General features: G+C 41.3%; 16 protein-coding genes. 4 read left to right on the top strand and 12 right to left on the bottom strand.

What is annotated here, in order from left to right:
- Window positions 1-15: 15 nt before the first annotated feature.
- On the top strand, window positions 16-246 hold the full coding sequence (locus tag CQA49_RS08775) for a hypothetical protein (RefSeq protein WP_115575581.1): 231 nt from the start codon (window positions 16-18) through the stop codon (window positions 244-246).
- A gap of 64 nt (window positions 247-310) precedes the next feature.
- Window positions 311-1123: a cyclase family protein gene (locus tag CQA49_RS08770; protein ID WP_115575580.1), complete on the top strand. Its 813-nt coding sequence runs from the start codon at window positions 311-313 to the stop codon at window positions 1121-1123.
- 324 nt (window positions 1124-1447) lie between these two features.
- Here the strand turns inward: CQA49_RS08770 and CQA49_RS08765 are convergent, their stop codons facing one another.
- Together CQA49_RS08765 and dnaE are read right to left on the bottom strand one after the other, a co-directional pair.
- The gene (locus tag CQA49_RS08765) at window positions 1448-2731 is read right to left on the bottom strand and encodes an O-acetylhomoserine aminocarboxypropyltransferase/cysteine synthase family protein (RefSeq protein ID WP_115575579.1); all 1284 of its coding nucleotides are present in this window, start codon (window positions 2729-2731) and stop codon (window positions 1448-1450) included.
- A 413-nt stretch (window positions 2732-3144) separates the two neighbouring features.
- The gene (gene dnaE, locus CQA49_RS08760) at window positions 3145-6831 is read right to left on the bottom strand and encodes a DNA polymerase III subunit alpha (RefSeq protein ID WP_115575578.1); all 3687 of its coding nucleotides are present in this window, start codon (window positions 6829-6831) and stop codon (window positions 3145-3147) included.
- Between the two features lie 185 nt (window positions 6832-7016).
- Here dnaE and CQA49_RS08755 point away from each other — a divergent pair, with 185 nt between their 5' ends.
- Window positions 7017-7673 (top strand): toxin-antitoxin system YwqK family antitoxin, encoded by a 657-nt coding sequence (locus CQA49_RS08755; protein WP_115575577.1) that lies wholly within the window; start codon window positions 7017-7019, stop codon window positions 7671-7673.
- Window positions 7674-7701: 28 nt separating this feature from the next.
- On the opposite strand, the gene ruvX is transcribed toward CQA49_RS08755, so the two are convergent.
- The 7 genes from ruvX to modA form a co-directional block, all read right to left on the bottom strand.
- Entirely contained in the window at window positions 7702-8175 is a 474-nt protein-coding gene (gene ruvX, locus CQA49_RS08750) for a Holliday junction resolvase RuvX (protein WP_115575576.1), read from the bottom strand.
- Window positions 8169-9068, bottom strand: coding sequence for a DNA-processing protein DprA (gene dprA / locus CQA49_RS08745; RefSeq protein WP_115575575.1), 900 nt, complete (start codon window positions 9066-9068; stop codon window positions 8169-8171). Before dprA ends, ruvX begins: the two co-directional genes overlap by 7 nt.
- Entirely contained in the window at window positions 9052-9975 is a 924-nt protein-coding gene (locus CQA49_RS08740) for a divergent polysaccharide deacetylase family protein (protein WP_258864287.1), read from the bottom strand. Before CQA49_RS08740 ends, dprA begins: the two co-directional genes overlap by 17 nt.
- Before the next feature lie 79 nt (window positions 9976-10054).
- A complete protein-coding gene (locus CQA49_RS08735; RefSeq protein ID WP_115575574.1) occupies window positions 10055-10942 on the bottom strand; it encodes an ABC transporter ATP-binding protein in 888 nt (295 codons plus the stop codon).
- Between the two features lie 10 nt (window positions 10943-10952).
- On the bottom strand, window positions 10953-11615 hold the full coding sequence (gene modB, locus CQA49_RS08730; protein WP_115575582.1) for a molybdate ABC transporter permease subunit: 663 nt from the start codon (window positions 11613-11615) through the stop codon (window positions 10953-10955).
- Between the two features lie 78 nt (window positions 11616-11693).
- Window positions 11694-12221, bottom strand: a complete 528-nt coding sequence (locus tag CQA49_RS08725) for a hypothetical protein (protein WP_115575573.1) — start codon at window positions 12219-12221, stop codon at window positions 11694-11696.
- Between the two features lie 21 nt (window positions 12222-12242).
- Window positions 12243-12980, bottom strand: a complete 738-nt coding sequence (modA, locus tag CQA49_RS08720) for a molybdate ABC transporter substrate-binding protein (protein ID WP_115575572.1) — start codon at window positions 12978-12980, stop codon at window positions 12243-12245.
- 195 nt (window positions 12981-13175) lie between these two features.
- Here modA and CQA49_RS08715 point away from each other — a divergent pair, with 195 nt between their 5' ends.
- Window positions 13176-13673 (top strand): hypothetical protein, encoded by a 498-nt coding sequence (locus CQA49_RS08715; RefSeq protein WP_115575571.1) that lies wholly within the window; start codon window positions 13176-13178, stop codon window positions 13671-13673.
- Window positions 13674-13846: 173 nt separating this feature from the next.
- On the opposite strand, the gene CQA49_RS08710 is transcribed toward CQA49_RS08715, so the two are convergent.
- From CQA49_RS08710 to CQA49_RS08700, 3 genes are all read right to left on the bottom strand, one after another.
- Window positions 13847-14323 (bottom strand): DUF262 domain-containing protein, encoded by a 477-nt coding sequence (locus CQA49_RS08710; RefSeq protein WP_115575570.1) that lies wholly within the window; start codon window positions 14321-14323, stop codon window positions 13847-13849.
- 623 nt (window positions 14324-14946) lie between these two features.
- Window positions 14947-15129, bottom strand: a complete 183-nt coding sequence (locus tag CQA49_RS08705) for a hypothetical protein (protein ID WP_115575569.1) — start codon at window positions 15127-15129, stop codon at window positions 14947-14949.
- An 11-nt stretch (window positions 15130-15140) separates the two neighbouring features.
- Window positions 15141-15692, bottom strand: coding sequence for a hypothetical protein (locus tag CQA49_RS08700; RefSeq protein WP_115575568.1), 552 nt, complete (start codon window positions 15690-15692; stop codon window positions 15141-15143).
- Between the last annotated feature and the right edge of the window lie 418 nt (window positions 15693-16110).

Here is a 16110-nt window from a genome sequence, read left to right as displayed (position 1 = left end):
GCTTTTTAAGGGTGCGTGCCGCACACTGCATTTATTTTATGGATTGCTTCGCTTACGCTCGCAATGACAAAACCTCACGCGCGTCATTGCGAGGATTCTTTAGAATCCGAAGCAATCCACCAAAGATTCTCTAAACAACCAAAACGCATTAGAGAATTCATAGAATCTAAGCAATTAGAAAAGGCAGAATATGAACGCGAAGCTGGAAACAAAGCGGAATTTACTTCCGCGAAGTTGGAAGCGTAGCGGAGGCGAAGCGGGATTTATTCCCGCGAGACGATACAATTTAAAGGAATAATAGGAGCAAACAATGAAAAAACTACTACTTACTGCGCTATTTTTGGCGCTTAGTTTAACTTTGACACAGGCAAAAGAGGACAAAAACGAGACGAGCCAAATCGTGCAAGCCCTAGAAGTCTTGCAAAAAGGCAAATGGGTGGATTTGACCCACGCAGTAAATGAGGAAATCCCACGCTTTGGCTCATTCCCAAAGCTTGAGAAAGAAAAGCTTTATAGCGTGAAAAATGATGGCTTTTTCGTGTATAAAAGCTCGTTTGTCACGCAGTATGGCACGCATATCGATGCACCAATCCACTTTGTGGAAGGCAAAAGAAGCTTAGAGCAAATCGAGCTAAAAGAGCTTGTCCTTCCGCTTGTGGTGATAAATAAGGAAAAAGAGGTAAATAAAAATCCGGACTTCATCCTTAGCAAGCAAGATGTTTTGGAGTGGGAGCGCGTAAATGGCGAAATCCCAAAGGGTAGCTTTGTGGCGTTTGCAAGTGGCTGGAGCAAAAGATGGGGTAAAAAGGATTTTAGCAATAAAGATTCTAAAGGCGTGGCACATACGCCCGGCTGGAGCATTGAAGCGCTTGATTATGTGCTAAATGAGCGCGGGGCGGTGGCTATCGGGCATGAGACATTCGACACTGATGGTAGCAAAGATGTGATAAAAAACAAGTTTTTTGAAAGCGAAAAGTTTGTGCTAGCGCAGGATAAATACCAGCTTGAGATTCTTAATAATCTCACAAGCTTGCCAGCAAAGGGCGGGATCATCGTTATTGGTGTGCCAAAATTTGCCGGCTATCCCGGATTCCCAGTGCGCGCATTTGCGATAATCCCGTAGCAGATTCTAAAAAGCCCCAAACTGCGATTTTTTAAGTGGATTGCGAGGATTCTATAAAGAATCTAAAGCAATCCATAAAATAAATGCAGTGTGCGGCACGCACCCTTAAAAAGCGTTGTCGGGGTTTGGGGGTTGCAAGGGGGATAAGGGGGTGACTTCGCAATTCAAGCCCCCTTGTCCCCCTTGCAAAAAGAAACTTTGAGAATCTAAGTGGGATTGAGCTAAACAAGCAGATTCTGAAAAAATAATTTTCACAAATCAATATTATATAGCCCAAAGTCCCTTAGATTCTACATGCCCCAAAATTTCTGATTTTTTAAAATCCTACAACACCCGTTTTAAGTCCGCCAATAAATCCTCTACGCTCTCCAACCCCACACTTAGGCGCACTGTGCAAGGCGTGATGCCAGCAGATTTAAATTCCGCCTCGCTAAGCTGTGAATGCGTGGTAGAGTAAGGGTGGATAATAAGCGACTTAGAATCTCCAATGTTTGCTGTGATGGAGAAAAGCTCCAAGCCATTGCAGATTTTAAGCGCAGCCTCTTTGCTTTTTGCCTCAAAGCTCAAAAGCCCGCTTGCGCGAGAATCTTTGAAGTATTTTTTTAGCAAGCTATGATAAGGATTGCTTTTTAGCCCCGGATAGCTTACAGAGCTTACATTTGGGTGGGATTCTAAAAATTCTGCGATTGCAAGGGCGCTATCACTATGGCGCTTAATGCGTAATTCCAAAGTTTCCAAGCCTTGCAAGTGAATCCACGCATTTTGCGGGCTTAGACACGCGCCAATGTTGCGTAGCCACTCTGTGATGAGGCGGATACAGAAAATCGGCAGTGGCAGGCTCGCATATACCAATCCATGATAACTTTCATCAGGCGTGTTGAAAGCTGGGTAGCGCGGATTGTCTTTGATGAGCTCATTTAAGCCCTCGCGCTCGATGACAACGCCCCCAAGCCCGCTACCATGCCCATTGACATATTTTGTCAAGCTATGCACGCTCACATCCACGCCCCACTCAAATGGGCGGAATAAAAGCGCGGTAGCCACGGTGTTATCGCACACGCTTACGATTTTATGTTTTTTGGCAATGCTTGTGATTGTCTCCACATCTGCGATTGAAATTTGTGGATTTGAAAGGGATTCAAAGAAAATCGCCTTTGTGTTGGAATCTATGACTTTTTCCAAAGTGCTAAGATCATCAATATCAAATACGCGTGCTTCGATGCCAAAGCGCTTCAAGGTATGCACGAAAAGCGTTTGCGTGCCACCATAGATTTTGTTTGCATATACGATATTATCGCCTGCTTGCGCGAGGTTGGCGATTGTGTAGAAAATCGCGCTACTTCCGCTTGCTGTCGCCACGCCAAACGCACCACCTTCAACCGCGGCTAAACGCCTTGCAAGCGTATCAACGGTTGGATTTGTGAGACGAGAATAAATATTCCCAAGTTCCTGTAAGCCAAAGCGCGCCGCTGCCTGCTCCAAGCTCTCAAAGCTAAAAGCCGTGCTTTGATACACAGGCACGCTTAGCGTGCGCTGCGCGTCATAGTCATACCCCGCGTGAAGGGAAAGTGTGTTTGAAGTGAAATTGTTGCTACTTAGATTTGCCATTGTTTGTCCTTTTTTGGTTTTTTGTTTTGTTAAGTTGTTTAACACAAGTAATAATATACAAAAAATCAAAAATACAATATGTGTTTTTAAAAATTTAGCTAAAAATTTTTAGGCAATGTTACTTTTTTACAAAACACAATATGTGTTTTTAATTTTTATCACTTTTTTGGGTTGGTGGTGCTAGTAAAAATTTACAGAATCTAAGACAGACAAAAAGCGCAAGGTGCGCAAAAATAAGGTATAAATAGAGAAAATTAAAGCGGTGGAAAATAGGATAAAGCAAGAAATTAAAGCAGGAGATTAAAGCAAGAAGCTAAAGCAAGAGATTAGAGCTTGTGGGCTTACTTGACAAAGCAATTTTAGGGTGAATTTTAAAAAATAATGGCAGGTTTTAGTGAGATTTAAAAACCTCACTAACCAACCCAATGCAAATGCTCAAATCTTTCTTTAATTTTTGAGCCGACTTTGAGCTGACTTATAAAGGTATAAGTGCTTCCGCTGTCATTGATGAGAATCCTTAGCTCACGCTCACCGGTGCATTCTATCGATGCGTCTTTGATGTCTTTGAAAAGTTGCGGGCTGACATTGTTATCCTCTAAGATAAGCGTTAAAGGCGTGCAGGTATCAACCATCTGCGGGCGCATATCAAGCGGGATAAAGTCTTTTTCCTCTGTTTGCGTCTCCACTTGTTCGTTTTTAGCCTTTTTAAGCGTTACTTTTGTAGAAAGCGCATCTTCTAGGCTTAGCACCTCTAGCACGCGCACGCCCTTTTTTTCCTCGCGCTCTTCAATCTTGCATTTAAACGCGATAGGCAAGCCCTGCTCGATAAGAGAGCTCATCTCTTCAAGCTTATTGAGCTGAGATTCAAACCCCATAAAGCTTTTTTTCCCGCCATAGTCCAAAAAGTCAATGCTCCCATAAGGCGAGCCTTTTCTGCTAATTTTACGCTTTATCTCTAGCACCTTGCCTACCAAAATACACGAGCTTCCCACGCTCAAATCCTTTATCTCGCTTGATTTTACCACGCCACGGATTTTATTAATTGTCTCTTTAAATTGATCGAGCGGATGCCCATTGACATAGATTCCCATACATTCAAACTCATAATCAAGCAGTGTGTTAATATCATATTCTTTTGTGTCGTTAAACTTCAAAAGCACGCTGTTTGTGTTGATTTCATCGGTGATATCGCCAAAGAGAGATTCTTTGAGCATATCTTTTGCCTTGTCCTTATTGCGCCCAGCATCGCAAATCGCCTCGATATTTTCCAGCATACTTTTGCGCGAATAGCCTAGATTATCCAAGCTTCCGCTTTTGATAAGTGGCTCGATTGAGCGTTTTGTGAGCTTTGAAAAATCCACTTTTTCTATGAAATCTTTCAAATCCTTATACGCGCCAAATTCCTCTCTTTGTTTGATAATATCTTCAATTGGTGCTTCGCCTAGCCCTTTCATCGCGCCTAAGCCAAAGACGATTTTTTTCACCCCGTCAAAATCACCCACGCTGAAGTCATTATCCGAGTGATTAACATGCGGTGGCACCACTTCTAAGCCCATGGCTTTGACTTCCTCGATATATTTTGCCACAGATTCTACTTTTGAAGTTTCGCTCGTAAGCATTGCCGCCATAAACTCGTGCTGATAGTAGGTTTTGAGATATGCTGTTTGGTAGGTAATCATCGCATAAGCCGCAGAGTGAGATTTATTGAATCCATAGCCTGCAAATTTTACGATAAGTTCCCACAAATCCTCCGCTTTTGCTCTGTCAAGCCCTTGATTTTGCGCGCCATCGGCAAATTCTTTTTTCAAGCGCAACATTTCATCGATTTTCTTTTTCCCCATTGCGCGACGCACCAAATCCGCGCCACCAAGAGAGAATCCACCGATTGTTTGCACGATTTGCATAACTTGCTCTTGATACACAATCACGCCATAAGTGGGCTTTAAAATCGGCTCTAGCGAGGCAAATGGATAGATGATTTCTTGTTCGCCATGCTTGCGCTTGATGAAGTCATCCAACATGCCAGATTCCATCGGTCCGGGGCGATAGAGTGCAAGCATCGCGATGATGTCTTCAAATGTGCTAGGTTTTAAGCGCCTGCTTAAGCCTTGCATGCCATCAGATTCTATTTGAAATAAGCCCAGTGTATTGCCTGTTTGGATTGTTTCAAATACCTTTGGATCTTCCATCGGCATCGTGCTAAAGTCGATCTCCACGCCATAGCGCTTTTTGATAATCTTTAGCGCGTCATCAATCACCGTTAGCGTCTTAAGCCCCAAAAAGTCAAACTTTATCAAATCCACCGGCTCAAGCCAATCCATATGATACTGCGTTACTACGCCTTTAACCTTGTCGTTTGAATACAGCGGGACTTTATTCCACAGCTCCTCTTTGGAATCTATCACAATAGCCGCAGCGTGGATTCCAGCATTTCTATTAAGTCCCTCAAGTTGCAAGGCTGCTTCCCACACCCTTTTTGCTTGCTCGTTGCTTTCGACTAGCTCGCGGATTTTTGGTTCTTTTTCCCACGCACCCTTTTTCTCCTCGCCATCTTTGCCTATTTGTTTGGTAAGCGTGATTTTAAGCTCTTCAGGGATTAGCTTTGCAAAGGCATCAGCTTCAGGGATAGGCATACCAAGCACGCGTGCAGAATCTCGTATCGCGCCTTTTGCAAGCATTTTGTTAAAGGTAATCACCTGCGCGACATTGTATTTCCCATACACATTTGCTACATACTCGATCATCTCTCCGCGTCTGCGCTGGCAGAAGTCCATATCAATATCTGGCATGCTCACGCGCTCAGGGTTCAAAAAGCGCTCAAAAAGTAAGTCGTATTTCATCGGATCGATATTTGTGATTTTCAAGCTATAAGCTACAAGGCTTCCCGCCGCCGAGCCACGCCCGGGACCTACGGGGATTCCATTTTGTTTAGCAAAATTCACAAAATCCCATACGATGAGCATATAACCCGGGAATTTCATATCAGTAATAACTTTAATCTCATGCTCCAAGCGTGCAAAATAGGCTTCGTGCTTTTCTTGCGGGATATTTTTTAGGCGCTCTTTTAAGCCCTCTTTGCATTTGTAGGCAAAATACACCGCGTCATCAATAGATTCCAAAGGCATATTTAGCACAGAATCTAAGCCCTCTTTTTCCGCATACGCGCGCGTGTTTTTAAACTCTGGCGGTGTAGCGGGGGAATTTTTTAGGATAACTTCGCCTGTGTGCTTGTTTTTAATCTCTTTATTTTTAAGGTGCAATTCTAAATTGCATTTATCCGCGATTTCTTGCGTGTTTGCAATGGCTTCCGGGATATCTAAAAAGAGTAGTTCCATCTCCTGTGGCGATTTGACATAAAATTCTTTAACAGAATGCTTTAGTCTATCTTTTTGCTCCAAAGTCTTACCCATAGCCACGCACATGGCGACTTCTTGCGCGCTTGCGTCTTTTTGTAAGGTGTAATGCGTGTCATTTGTGGCGACAATTTTTATATTAAGCTCTTTGCTCAAACGCAGAATCTGCTCATCAATAAAATACTGATCGCGTATGCCATGACGCATAATTTCTAAATAAAAATCCTCGCCAAAAATATCTTTATACTCAAGCGCGACTTCTTTAGCTATCTCATAGCCTTTTGCGCCATTTTTGACATTGCGTTCATTTTGGGTATTAAGATGCCAATTTACTTCACCCTGCAAACATGCAGAAGAGCAGATAAGCCCTTCACTGCGCTCGCGCAAAAGCTTCTTATTAATGCGTGGATAGTAATAAAAGCCATTGATATAGGCTTGCGAGCTAAGATACATAAGGTTTTTGTAGCCCACCTCATTTTTGGCATATAAGCAAAGGTGAAAGCGACGCGGATTCTTATCATTTAGAGAATCTGCATTGTGCAAATACGCCTCCATACCGATGATTGGCTTTATGCCTTCTTCTTTCATAGCGATATAAAAATCTAGCGCACCAAACATATTGCCATGATCTGTCATTGCTACAGAATCCATTCCTAGCTCTTTAACGCGTTTGGCAAGATTTTTAATTTTATTTAACCCATCAAGTAGGGAATACTCTGTGTGTAAATGTAAATGTGTAAAGCTCATTGCAGGCTCCTTTGCAAGCTAAAAAGTCTAAATAAAAAGCTATAAAATTTGTTGTGTAATTGTAAGAGAAACTTATTATAAAACTCTTTAAATCTTATAATTTCACACTACAAATTTAAAAGAAATTTACGATAAGTTCCTAGCAAAACTTCTTAAAATTTTTCTCTTAAATTAAGGTGCAAATAATGAAAAAAGATTTTCTTTTGACTTTTGGTGTTTTTTTGTTGCTTTCGCTTTTTGTGATTGTAGGCTGTATGCAAGAGCAGGTGCAGGTTTCAGGAAGTAATGATACAAAAAACACCCCTCAAGCACAAAGTCAAACTACGCCACAAGATTTTTCAACACCCAAAAAACTAACAGCAACTAAAAAGCCAAAAAACACGCAAAATCCCCAAAAAAATGAGACTCAAAAAAAAGAATCTCAAAAAAGCGCGCAAAGCAGCCAAACACCGACAAAAAGCGCAAGTGGGTTGAAATTTTCCCTAAAAGATATTGCAAATCCTGAGGAAGTGCAAGACTACAACTACACAGGCACTATTAGACTTTATCACAATAACGGCGCGCTTGCGTGGGAAATCTCATTCAAAGAAGGCAAGCAAGATGGCTGGACGAAGTGGTATTATGATAATAACCAAGTCCGCGCGCAGATGTTTTTTACCAATGGTGATGCCAATGGCGCGCTGCTATCTTACTATCGACATGGCGTAATGCGCGAGGAGGGGAACTATAGCAACGACCTTGCTAATGGAGAATCTAAGCTCTACACACCAAGTGGCGCACTGCAAGCTGTCATCATTTACAAAGACGGCGTAGAGGTGAGCCGAGAAGATTATATTCTTTAGCGGATTCTATCCTGCTAGAATCTACAAATTACCCACGCAAAGTAGCTCTCAAAAATCTCTCCAAAATAATGCACGCGCTAATACTATCAAGATGACCGCTTTTGTCCTTCCTTGCGCGTGAGTGCGAAAGAAAATCTGCTGCTTCTTTAGAGCTATAATCCTCATCTACATACACAATTTCCCCGCTAAAGCTAAGGAGCGAGGCGAAGTGTTTAATGCGCCTTTGCATTTCTTCATGTCCTGCAATTCCGCCACTTGGCAAGCCGATGATTAAATGCGTAGCGCCTCTTTCTTGCAAGAGAGAATCTAGCGCGAGCGCGGCTTGATTGCGATTAATACGCAAGATTGGCTCAAGTGGCAAAACCACGCCCTGCTGGTATGTGGCTAAACCTATGCGCTTTAATCCCACATCACACGCTACAAAACAAGGAGCTTTCTCTTGCGCTTTAGAATCTACAGAATCTACGCTAGCGGCAGGCGCGCAATTGATAGAATCTAGCATAAACGCACGATCCCATTTTCACGCAAAATTTTGCCCTGCATTTCGTATTCTAAAATCTCTAGCCCAAAGCGTGCAAGTGCTTCTTCATAGCTTGGCGCATTTTTGCAAAATTCTAAAATCGGATCTTGCACCTTTTCATCTTGCACGCCAAAAATTTCAGCGATGAAGTCTTTAATCTCATAAATCGCGCTTGCAAGATTGCGCGCTAAAAGGCTTTGCGTGCCAAGGCTTTCATTCATACGGTGCGGGAGGACAAAAAGCCTCTTTTTAGATTCAACACAAAGCCTCGCACTCTGCATCGAGCCACTTTGCAAATCTGCCTGCGGGATAATGACAATATCGCTCAAGCCCACCACAAGGCGATTTCGCTCTAAAAAGCTAAATTTATGCGGTTGGTAATTTTGTGCATATTCGCTTAAAATTAGCCCTTGTTGCATGATTTGCTTGATTGTCTGCGCGTTTGACTTTGGATAGATGATATCAAGGCTTGAGGGGGAAAACATAATCGTATTTGGCAAACTCGCCCTGTGCGCGATGATATCCACGCCTAGCGCGCCACCGCTCACCACCACGCCACCAGCTTTGGCGATTTCTGAAGCAAGCATTGCGCAAAATTGCTTTGTGTAGGGATTTGGCGCACGCGTGCCTACGATGGCAATTTTTACTTTGGATTCTAAAAGCTTGAGATTCCCGCTGTAAAAAAGCTCTTTTGGTGGTTTTGGCAAGGCTTGTAATGGTTGCGGGATAGAATCTAGGCGCGCAAAAGGAGGGTTTGAGGGGGGATTTAAGTGAGGATTTGTCTGCGCGTCATTATTTGAAAAAGCCTGATTCTGAAAATCTTGCAGATTCTTAGAATCTTGCGTATTTTGCGTGGGATTAGTTTTCTTGGGCATGATGAAACTTTGAGCGCGCATAGAGGTTGATTTTGCGCTTGATAAGATAGGATTCTAGCTCTTGGGGACTTACAAGCTCAACTTCTTTGCTAAGCTTATTTTTCATCTTGCTTAGGGCTTTGTAAGTGCTTGGGCGCGGGTGGCAGATGGCAATCGCATAGCCTTTTTGCTTAGCCTTTGTGATGGCGAGCTCGATTTGTAAAATAATGCTTTCCTCACTCACGCGATTATCAAGGAAAATATCGCGCTGCATAATAAGGCGCTTTTGCTCTTTTGAAATCCTTGTAAGTGTGGTATCAGGCGTGGTGACGCTATCAATAAAGCGCAAATTTAGCTCATCAAGCACGCTTAAAAGAACTTTCATATCCTCATAGCTACTTGTGAATTTGCTGCCTGTGTGGTTATTGAGGTATTTAAGGTTTGGGAACTGCGCCTTGATTGTCTTTAGGCGCGCTAATATCTCTTCGCGGCTCGCACCTGTGGGGAGAGGCTCAAGCTCTTTTTGAGGAAATTTCAACGCTTCTAATGGCAGGTGAATCATATATTCTTTAGTATGTTTTGTGATCTCTGGGGTTTTTGGGCTGGCGGGCGTTTTGGGGAAAATTGAAGGCGTGATGTTAAGCCCGATTTTGCGTAAGGAGTTAAACTGCTCAAGCGATTTGATATCGTCCATAATAATGAGAAGTTTTGGGAGATTCTGGGCATTTGAGGGCTTTTGCGCCTTCGGAGATTTGGGCTTAGTTGGCTTTGGGATAATGTCCTTTGGATCTAGATTCTTAAAATCTAAGTCATTTTGGTAAAGCAAATACTGCTTTTTAGCAAAATCAATTTGGTTTTTTAGATTTTCAAAAAGCGTATCAGCTTGCAAAAAGCACAAAAAAGCACAAAAAAGAACTACAAATCTCAAAGGCACTCCGTTTTTAAGCGCGCATTCTAGCGACTTTTAGTTTGCTTATGCCTTAATTGCGCGGGTAAAAAGAAAAATTTTAAAGCGGATTGTTTATTTTAAAAAGCATCGGATTAAAGGCTTTCTGCACCAAAAGCACTCTATCGCCCACGCTAAAAGCCTCCGCCTCGCTTCTTTCATAAAGGGTTTTTACAATTTCACTCCCGCAAAGAATCTCAAATATATCCACCAAACCTTGATTTTTCTTAGAAAGAATTTCCCCGCTTAGCTGGACTTGCGCGCTTAAATTGCGCGAGGTGAAAATTTCTTGCGGGCTTGCACTTTGCGTAATTGCGCCATTTTTTATCACCCACACTTTTGAAGCGAGCTTAAAAATCTCCACAATATCATGGCTAATAAGTAGCGTGCTTAAGCCCAAATGATGGTGCAATCTTGCGATTTCATCTTGCAAACTCGCGCGCATAGCAGAATCTAACGCGCTCAAAGGCTCATCAAGCAACAAAATCTTTGGCTTACGCACAAGCGCTCGCGCTAAAGCCACGCGTTGGGCTTGTCCGCCAGAGATTTGATGCACGGGATTTTTGAGAATCGGGCGCAATTCCATAAGCGTGATAAGCCAATCCGCAAAGTCGCGCTCCTTTTTATTTGAAAGGCTAAAGATGATATTTTCATACACATTCAAATGCGGAAAAAGCGCGTAGTCTTGAAACATAAAGCCTATACTGCGCTTTTGTGGCGCAAGATTTGTTTTTTTATCAAACCACACTTCGCCCCCGACTTTGATAACGCCCTCACTTGGCGCTGTCAATCCTGCTAGGATTCTTAAAATTGTCGTTTTTCCCGCGCCTGATTTGCCAAAAAGGGCTAAAAAGCTCCCAAATTCTAAATGCTCTTGCACGCGCAAAGTAAGCGTATTTTGCGCTCCTACACCGATTAATTTTTTACTAAAATCTAGGCTAATATCCATGCGTGCGCCTTTAGATGATTTTTAGCGAGTTATCAAAATATTTGCGCGTAATGTAAAAAATTACGCATAAACTCAAAAAACTAATGACAAAAAGCGTGAGCGCGTATTGATGTGCTAGGCTGTAGTTTAGCGTCTCCACTTGCTCATAAATTGCGATGCTTGCGACCTTTGTCTCACCTGCGCGCGAACCACCTATCATCATTACCACGCCAAATTCCCCAATCGTATGCGCAAAGCTCGTCACACAGCCAAGCAACAGCGCACTTTTGATATTTGGTAAAAGCACGAAAAAAAGCGTGTAGGTTTTGCTTTTGCCAAGTGTGTAGCTGGCTTCTTTGATCGAGCTAGGAAGCGCGCTTAGGGCGTTTTTGATAGGATTTACCATAAAAGGAAGCGAGAAAATCACGCTCGCAAGCACAAGCCCTTCAAAGCTAAAGGTGAGTTGAAAAGAAAAATGCTCGAGCAAAAATTTGCCTAAAAAATTTTGTTTATTAAACGCCACCAAAAGATAGAATCCAAGCACTGAAGGGGGTAAAATAAGTGGCATCCAAATAAGCGCCTCAAGCAAAATCCCAAACTTTGAGCGCGTAGAATCTAAAAGCGTGGCAAGCGCAATGCCAAGCGGTAGCAAAATAAGTGTGGTGAGGAATGAGAGCTTAAAGGTTAGCAGCATTGTTTGTAAAAATTCTTGCTCGAACACTTTTTTCCTTTTTTATGGTTTGCGTTTGTTTTGGCGGATTTATCGCTAGCTTTAAAGGCGCTCAAGCAAAATATGCGTAGGATTCACGCACCAAACGCATTTTTCACCTTCTTTCAACCCAAGAGATTCTAAACGTTCCAAATCCTTTGTCGCAATAAGCGCGCTAATGTGAGAATTTGCACTAGAATCTAAACTCGCGCTAGAATCTTGACTAGCAAAGCGCACAAGAGAAAGAATAGAATCTTTTTGTATCGACTCTATTTTTTGCAAAAAGCAGTTTTGCGTGCTACATACGCGCGCTAGAGTCGTAGATTCTAGTGTTTTGGGATTTTTGTCTTCACTTAAAAACCTAGAATCCTTAGATTTAAAGTCCCCAGATTCACAATCCCCAAACTCAAAAGGTGCAAAAACTAAAAGTTCAGTTTGTTTGAAAAGCACTTTCACTTTTTGCCCCTTTTTCCAGCGCTCTTGCGTATAAATAATAAGCGCGCTAAGCTCGCCAATGGGGGAATCTAGCACCACAAGCGCTAGATTCCCCTCAAAAATAATCTCTTTAATACAAGCTAAAAGCGTATTCATTTTGCCCCAAATTTACAAGCTTTAAGGCGCGTCATAGCCGTATTCTTTGAAAATCTCCTGCGCTTTTTTATCCAAAATATATTGCGCGAAATCCTTTGCTAACTTAGAATCTTTCCCGCTTTTTGTAACGATCAAAGACTGTACGATAGGATCGTAATATTTTTGATCGATGATGGTGTAAGTGATGTTTTTATCCTCGTCTTTTATCACCATTGAAAGCGCGCTAAAGCCAACTTCCGCCGCACCCTCTTTGACATAAGTCGTTGCTTGCCCGATAGATTCCCCAAGCACAAGCTTTTTCTCTAGCGCTTTTTCTAGCTTCATACTTTTAATGTAGCTTTCCGCTGCAACGCCATAAGGTGCGAGCTTTGGATTAGGGATAGAGATATGCTTGATTTTAGAATCTTGTAAAATTTTCGCATTGCTTGCGTTGAAATTTTTGTTTGCGCTAAAAACCACAAGCTTCCCGCGCACATAATTTTGTGGCTTATCCGCGCCAAGCCCATCTTCAAAAACCTTCTGTGGATAGCCAGAATCTGCTGCGACAAAAAGCTCTGCTGGCGAGCCGTTTTGAATCTGCGCATACGCCTTGCCTGATGAAAGATAGCTAATTTCTATTTCATCATTTTTGTGGCTTTTAAGAAACTCTGCCTTAATGTCTTCTAAAACGAACTTTAAGCTTGCTGCTGCCAAAACGCTGATTTTCTCCGCGAACGCGCCAGAGATAAACAGCGCACAAATCAATACTATGCGTAACATACATTATCCTTTCAAAGTGAGAAATTTACAAGGTGAAACTTGAAGCGGAGATTATACTATATTTTTTGCTATATAGTGATTTTGGGGCAAAAATTTTAAGATTAAGAAAACTTGCGATTGAAGGAATTTAAAAAATTTTAAGAATCTATTTAGGGGATTTTTTAATGAAGTAATTTTTTTACCGAAGTCCGATGTATGCGAGATTTTACCGATTTTTGGCAAAAGACACACAAAGTGTTTCAAAAGCCGATTCTCAACACTTTAGACACAAAATTAGACACAGGTAAAAAGAACGCGATACAAGCTTTTTTGTATCGAAGTAGCAGGATTATACACATTTTTTGCAATTTTGGCAAACTTTTTGCAAAAACGCTTAAAAATCCCAAATATAGCCTTTTGACGCTGTTTAACAAGCACTCAAAACGCCTATTTTACGCGCTGTGTCTTTTAAGTAAAAAACTTTCAAAAATCCTACAAAATCCCCACGCTCACGCATTTTTTAAATCATCAATAAATCTGCGCCTTTTGTGTTTTGCATTTTTGCACTGCAAAACCTTTTCTCAAAAAATCTCTCCCAAACTGCAAACCAGCCTCGAAAATCCCAAAATAAATACAATTAAAAGCCCAAATCCAAAAACTCCCAACCGCGCGCCCAAAATGTGGCGGGGAAAATGTGGCGCGTGCAAGGAATGAGCGCAAGAATGAGCGCAAGAATGAGGGGGGGGGTAGAAAATATAGCTAGAATGTGGCGCGCGTGAAAAACAAGCTAGAAAAGTCAAAGCGTGTGGGGAAAATGAGGCGTGCGCAAAAATCGCAGAATGTGGCGGGGATTCTAAGTCATCTAATATAAGTCACAAGGCTTTTTGCTACAAATTAACTCTAGCAAAAATAAGTGACTTTATATATTCTGGGATATGATGGGGAATTTCATATACTGCAATTTGGTAGTCTTGGATTTTTCTTTTCTGCGCGTTGTTTAACTCAGAGAATTTTTTCCCAGCAATTTCTGCAACGATAGACAAACAAGATGATAAAGAAAAGCCATCGTTCATAAAATCAACAAAAGTTTCAATCCTTTGCTTGCCATCTATTATTTGGGTTTCGTGTTCTTTTGTTTCAGAAAGATATACAGCAGGAAGCGGAATACCGCAAAGAATTGATTCTATAAGCTCTGATTTTTGCTTTAAATTCCAAACTCCCGATTCTCGTTGAAAATTAGAGGCTTGAATACTTCCATTTTCAACCCATCTCTTAATTTCAAAAAGGCTAAATCGTTTTGATTCTATATTTGCCCTCTCTAATGGGTAAGAATGTCTTTCTTGTTTGTTATGCTTGCCACTCATAAAAATCCCTTTTAAATGAAAATGAGGCTAGCTTATATCATAACAAAGCCAAAGAAAGAAATATTAAAGGGATTTTAGCACGCCAAAATCCCCGCTAAATGCCAAAAAGGCATTTTTGTTCACAGCTGACATTGTAGCACAATATTGCACCTTTTAACCCTTTTTTTATCCCGCACTAGATTCTATACTGCGCCTATCTAAGAACTTTGCCTCTTGTGCGAGGCTTGCTTGCTTTAAAAGGCAAGAGGGTATCTTAGATCCTAAACTTCAAACAAAACACACCAAAAAGGCTTACAATGGAATACGCATTTGCTTTCATCGTTTTTTTCTTGCATATCAAAGCCTTGTAAAAAGATACCAAGCTAAGAGGTTAAATTAAGTGCGCCCTAGCCCCGCTTGGCGAGGGCTAGGATTTTAATAAAGTGGCTTGACAAACACTATAAAATATAGTATTATCGCCACCAAGATTAAGCACTTAATCTTCATTTTTCATTCCTCCTTTCTTAAGACTGGAGGAGCTTAAGAGGTTGCCGCCTCTTAAGCAACCTCAAACATAGTTCTACAAAAACTACCTGAAAAAATCAAGTAATTTTACACTTTTTTTGTGCTTTTTTCTAAATCTTTTAATATCTTTGCGTTGGCAATTCCTGTTTCTTTGTATTTGTTGCAAAGAGATTCCCAACCTGCGCAATTAAATTATTTTCGCCCTTTTCTTTCATACCTTGTGAGAATGCCTTTGCTTTGCTATTTTGAGAGGCTTTAGCCTGTGTGCTTTTTTGGTTTTTTTGTTGGTTAAATTGTGGCATAGATTACTCCTTTAGATTCTTACATTTTGGCTTATGCTTATTGCGCTTGAAGTAGCACGATTGAAAAATGCGCGTAGTTCGTCTTTATTTTGCTTATGTAGTTGGTAGAGAAATTGCATTTTTTGATAGTCAAAGTGATTGTGGCGCAAAAGTATCTCACTTCCGCTAAGAATAGCATTTAAAAATGGCTCGCTTAATGGCACTTCACCTTCACCATTCCAAAACGCGCAAGCATTGAGCTTTAAAGTCCCTCTTTCAATCCCAAATATCCCCAACCTTTCAAAATCAAGCAATACCACGCCCAAAGTCTTTGGCTCTATGTTTTCAAACTTTAGCAACCTTACGCGTTTATTATCAATCTCTACGCTGTAAATATGCGCCACGCTAAAGGGCAAATGTAAAATCTGCTCTTTAAACTCGCTTTCATACATTACAATATTTTGCCTAAACTCTGAAATAAGCTCATTTGTAACCTTTTTAACGCAAAGCTTTAGCATTGGTGTTTCACTCTCTTTGACATTGGCAAACTGCTCTAGGCTTTTTAGCACAAATTGTGTATTCATAATTCTCCTTTCAAGTTAAGGTAAATTCGCCTTGCACGCAATCTTTTCGTCAAAAGCCTCAAAAAATGCTTAGTCACTACCGCTAAAGGTAGCTCCTTGCGCATTTTTCTCACCTTTGCAAAAATCTTGCGCACAATGCTAGAATTTCGTGTGCTTCCTGTTTGCCTAAATTGCGCGATTTTGCGCGCGCCACTTTTCAAAAATTCTAGGATTTTTGAGCTATTTTTGTGGTTTTCGAGCAAAATTTGAGCGGAGCGCACTTGAGGTGCGTGAGCGAAAATTTTGTAAAGAATCCGCAAAAAGAGCCAAAAAGCCGAATTTTTCAAAACACTTCACCATTTATACAAAATCTCAAGTCATTCTCTAGCTCTTGTGTGTAAATGAGCAAATCTTTGACATTCTGCGCAGTGTTAGAGTG

The sequence above is a fragment of the Helicobacter sp. MIT 00-7814 genome, assembly GCF_003364115.1.
GTDB lineage: Bacteria > Campylobacterota > Campylobacteria > Campylobacterales > Helicobacteraceae > Helicobacter_F.
Note: the sequence above shows the minus strand (reverse complement) of the source record. Positions and strands in the feature narration are given on the sequence as shown.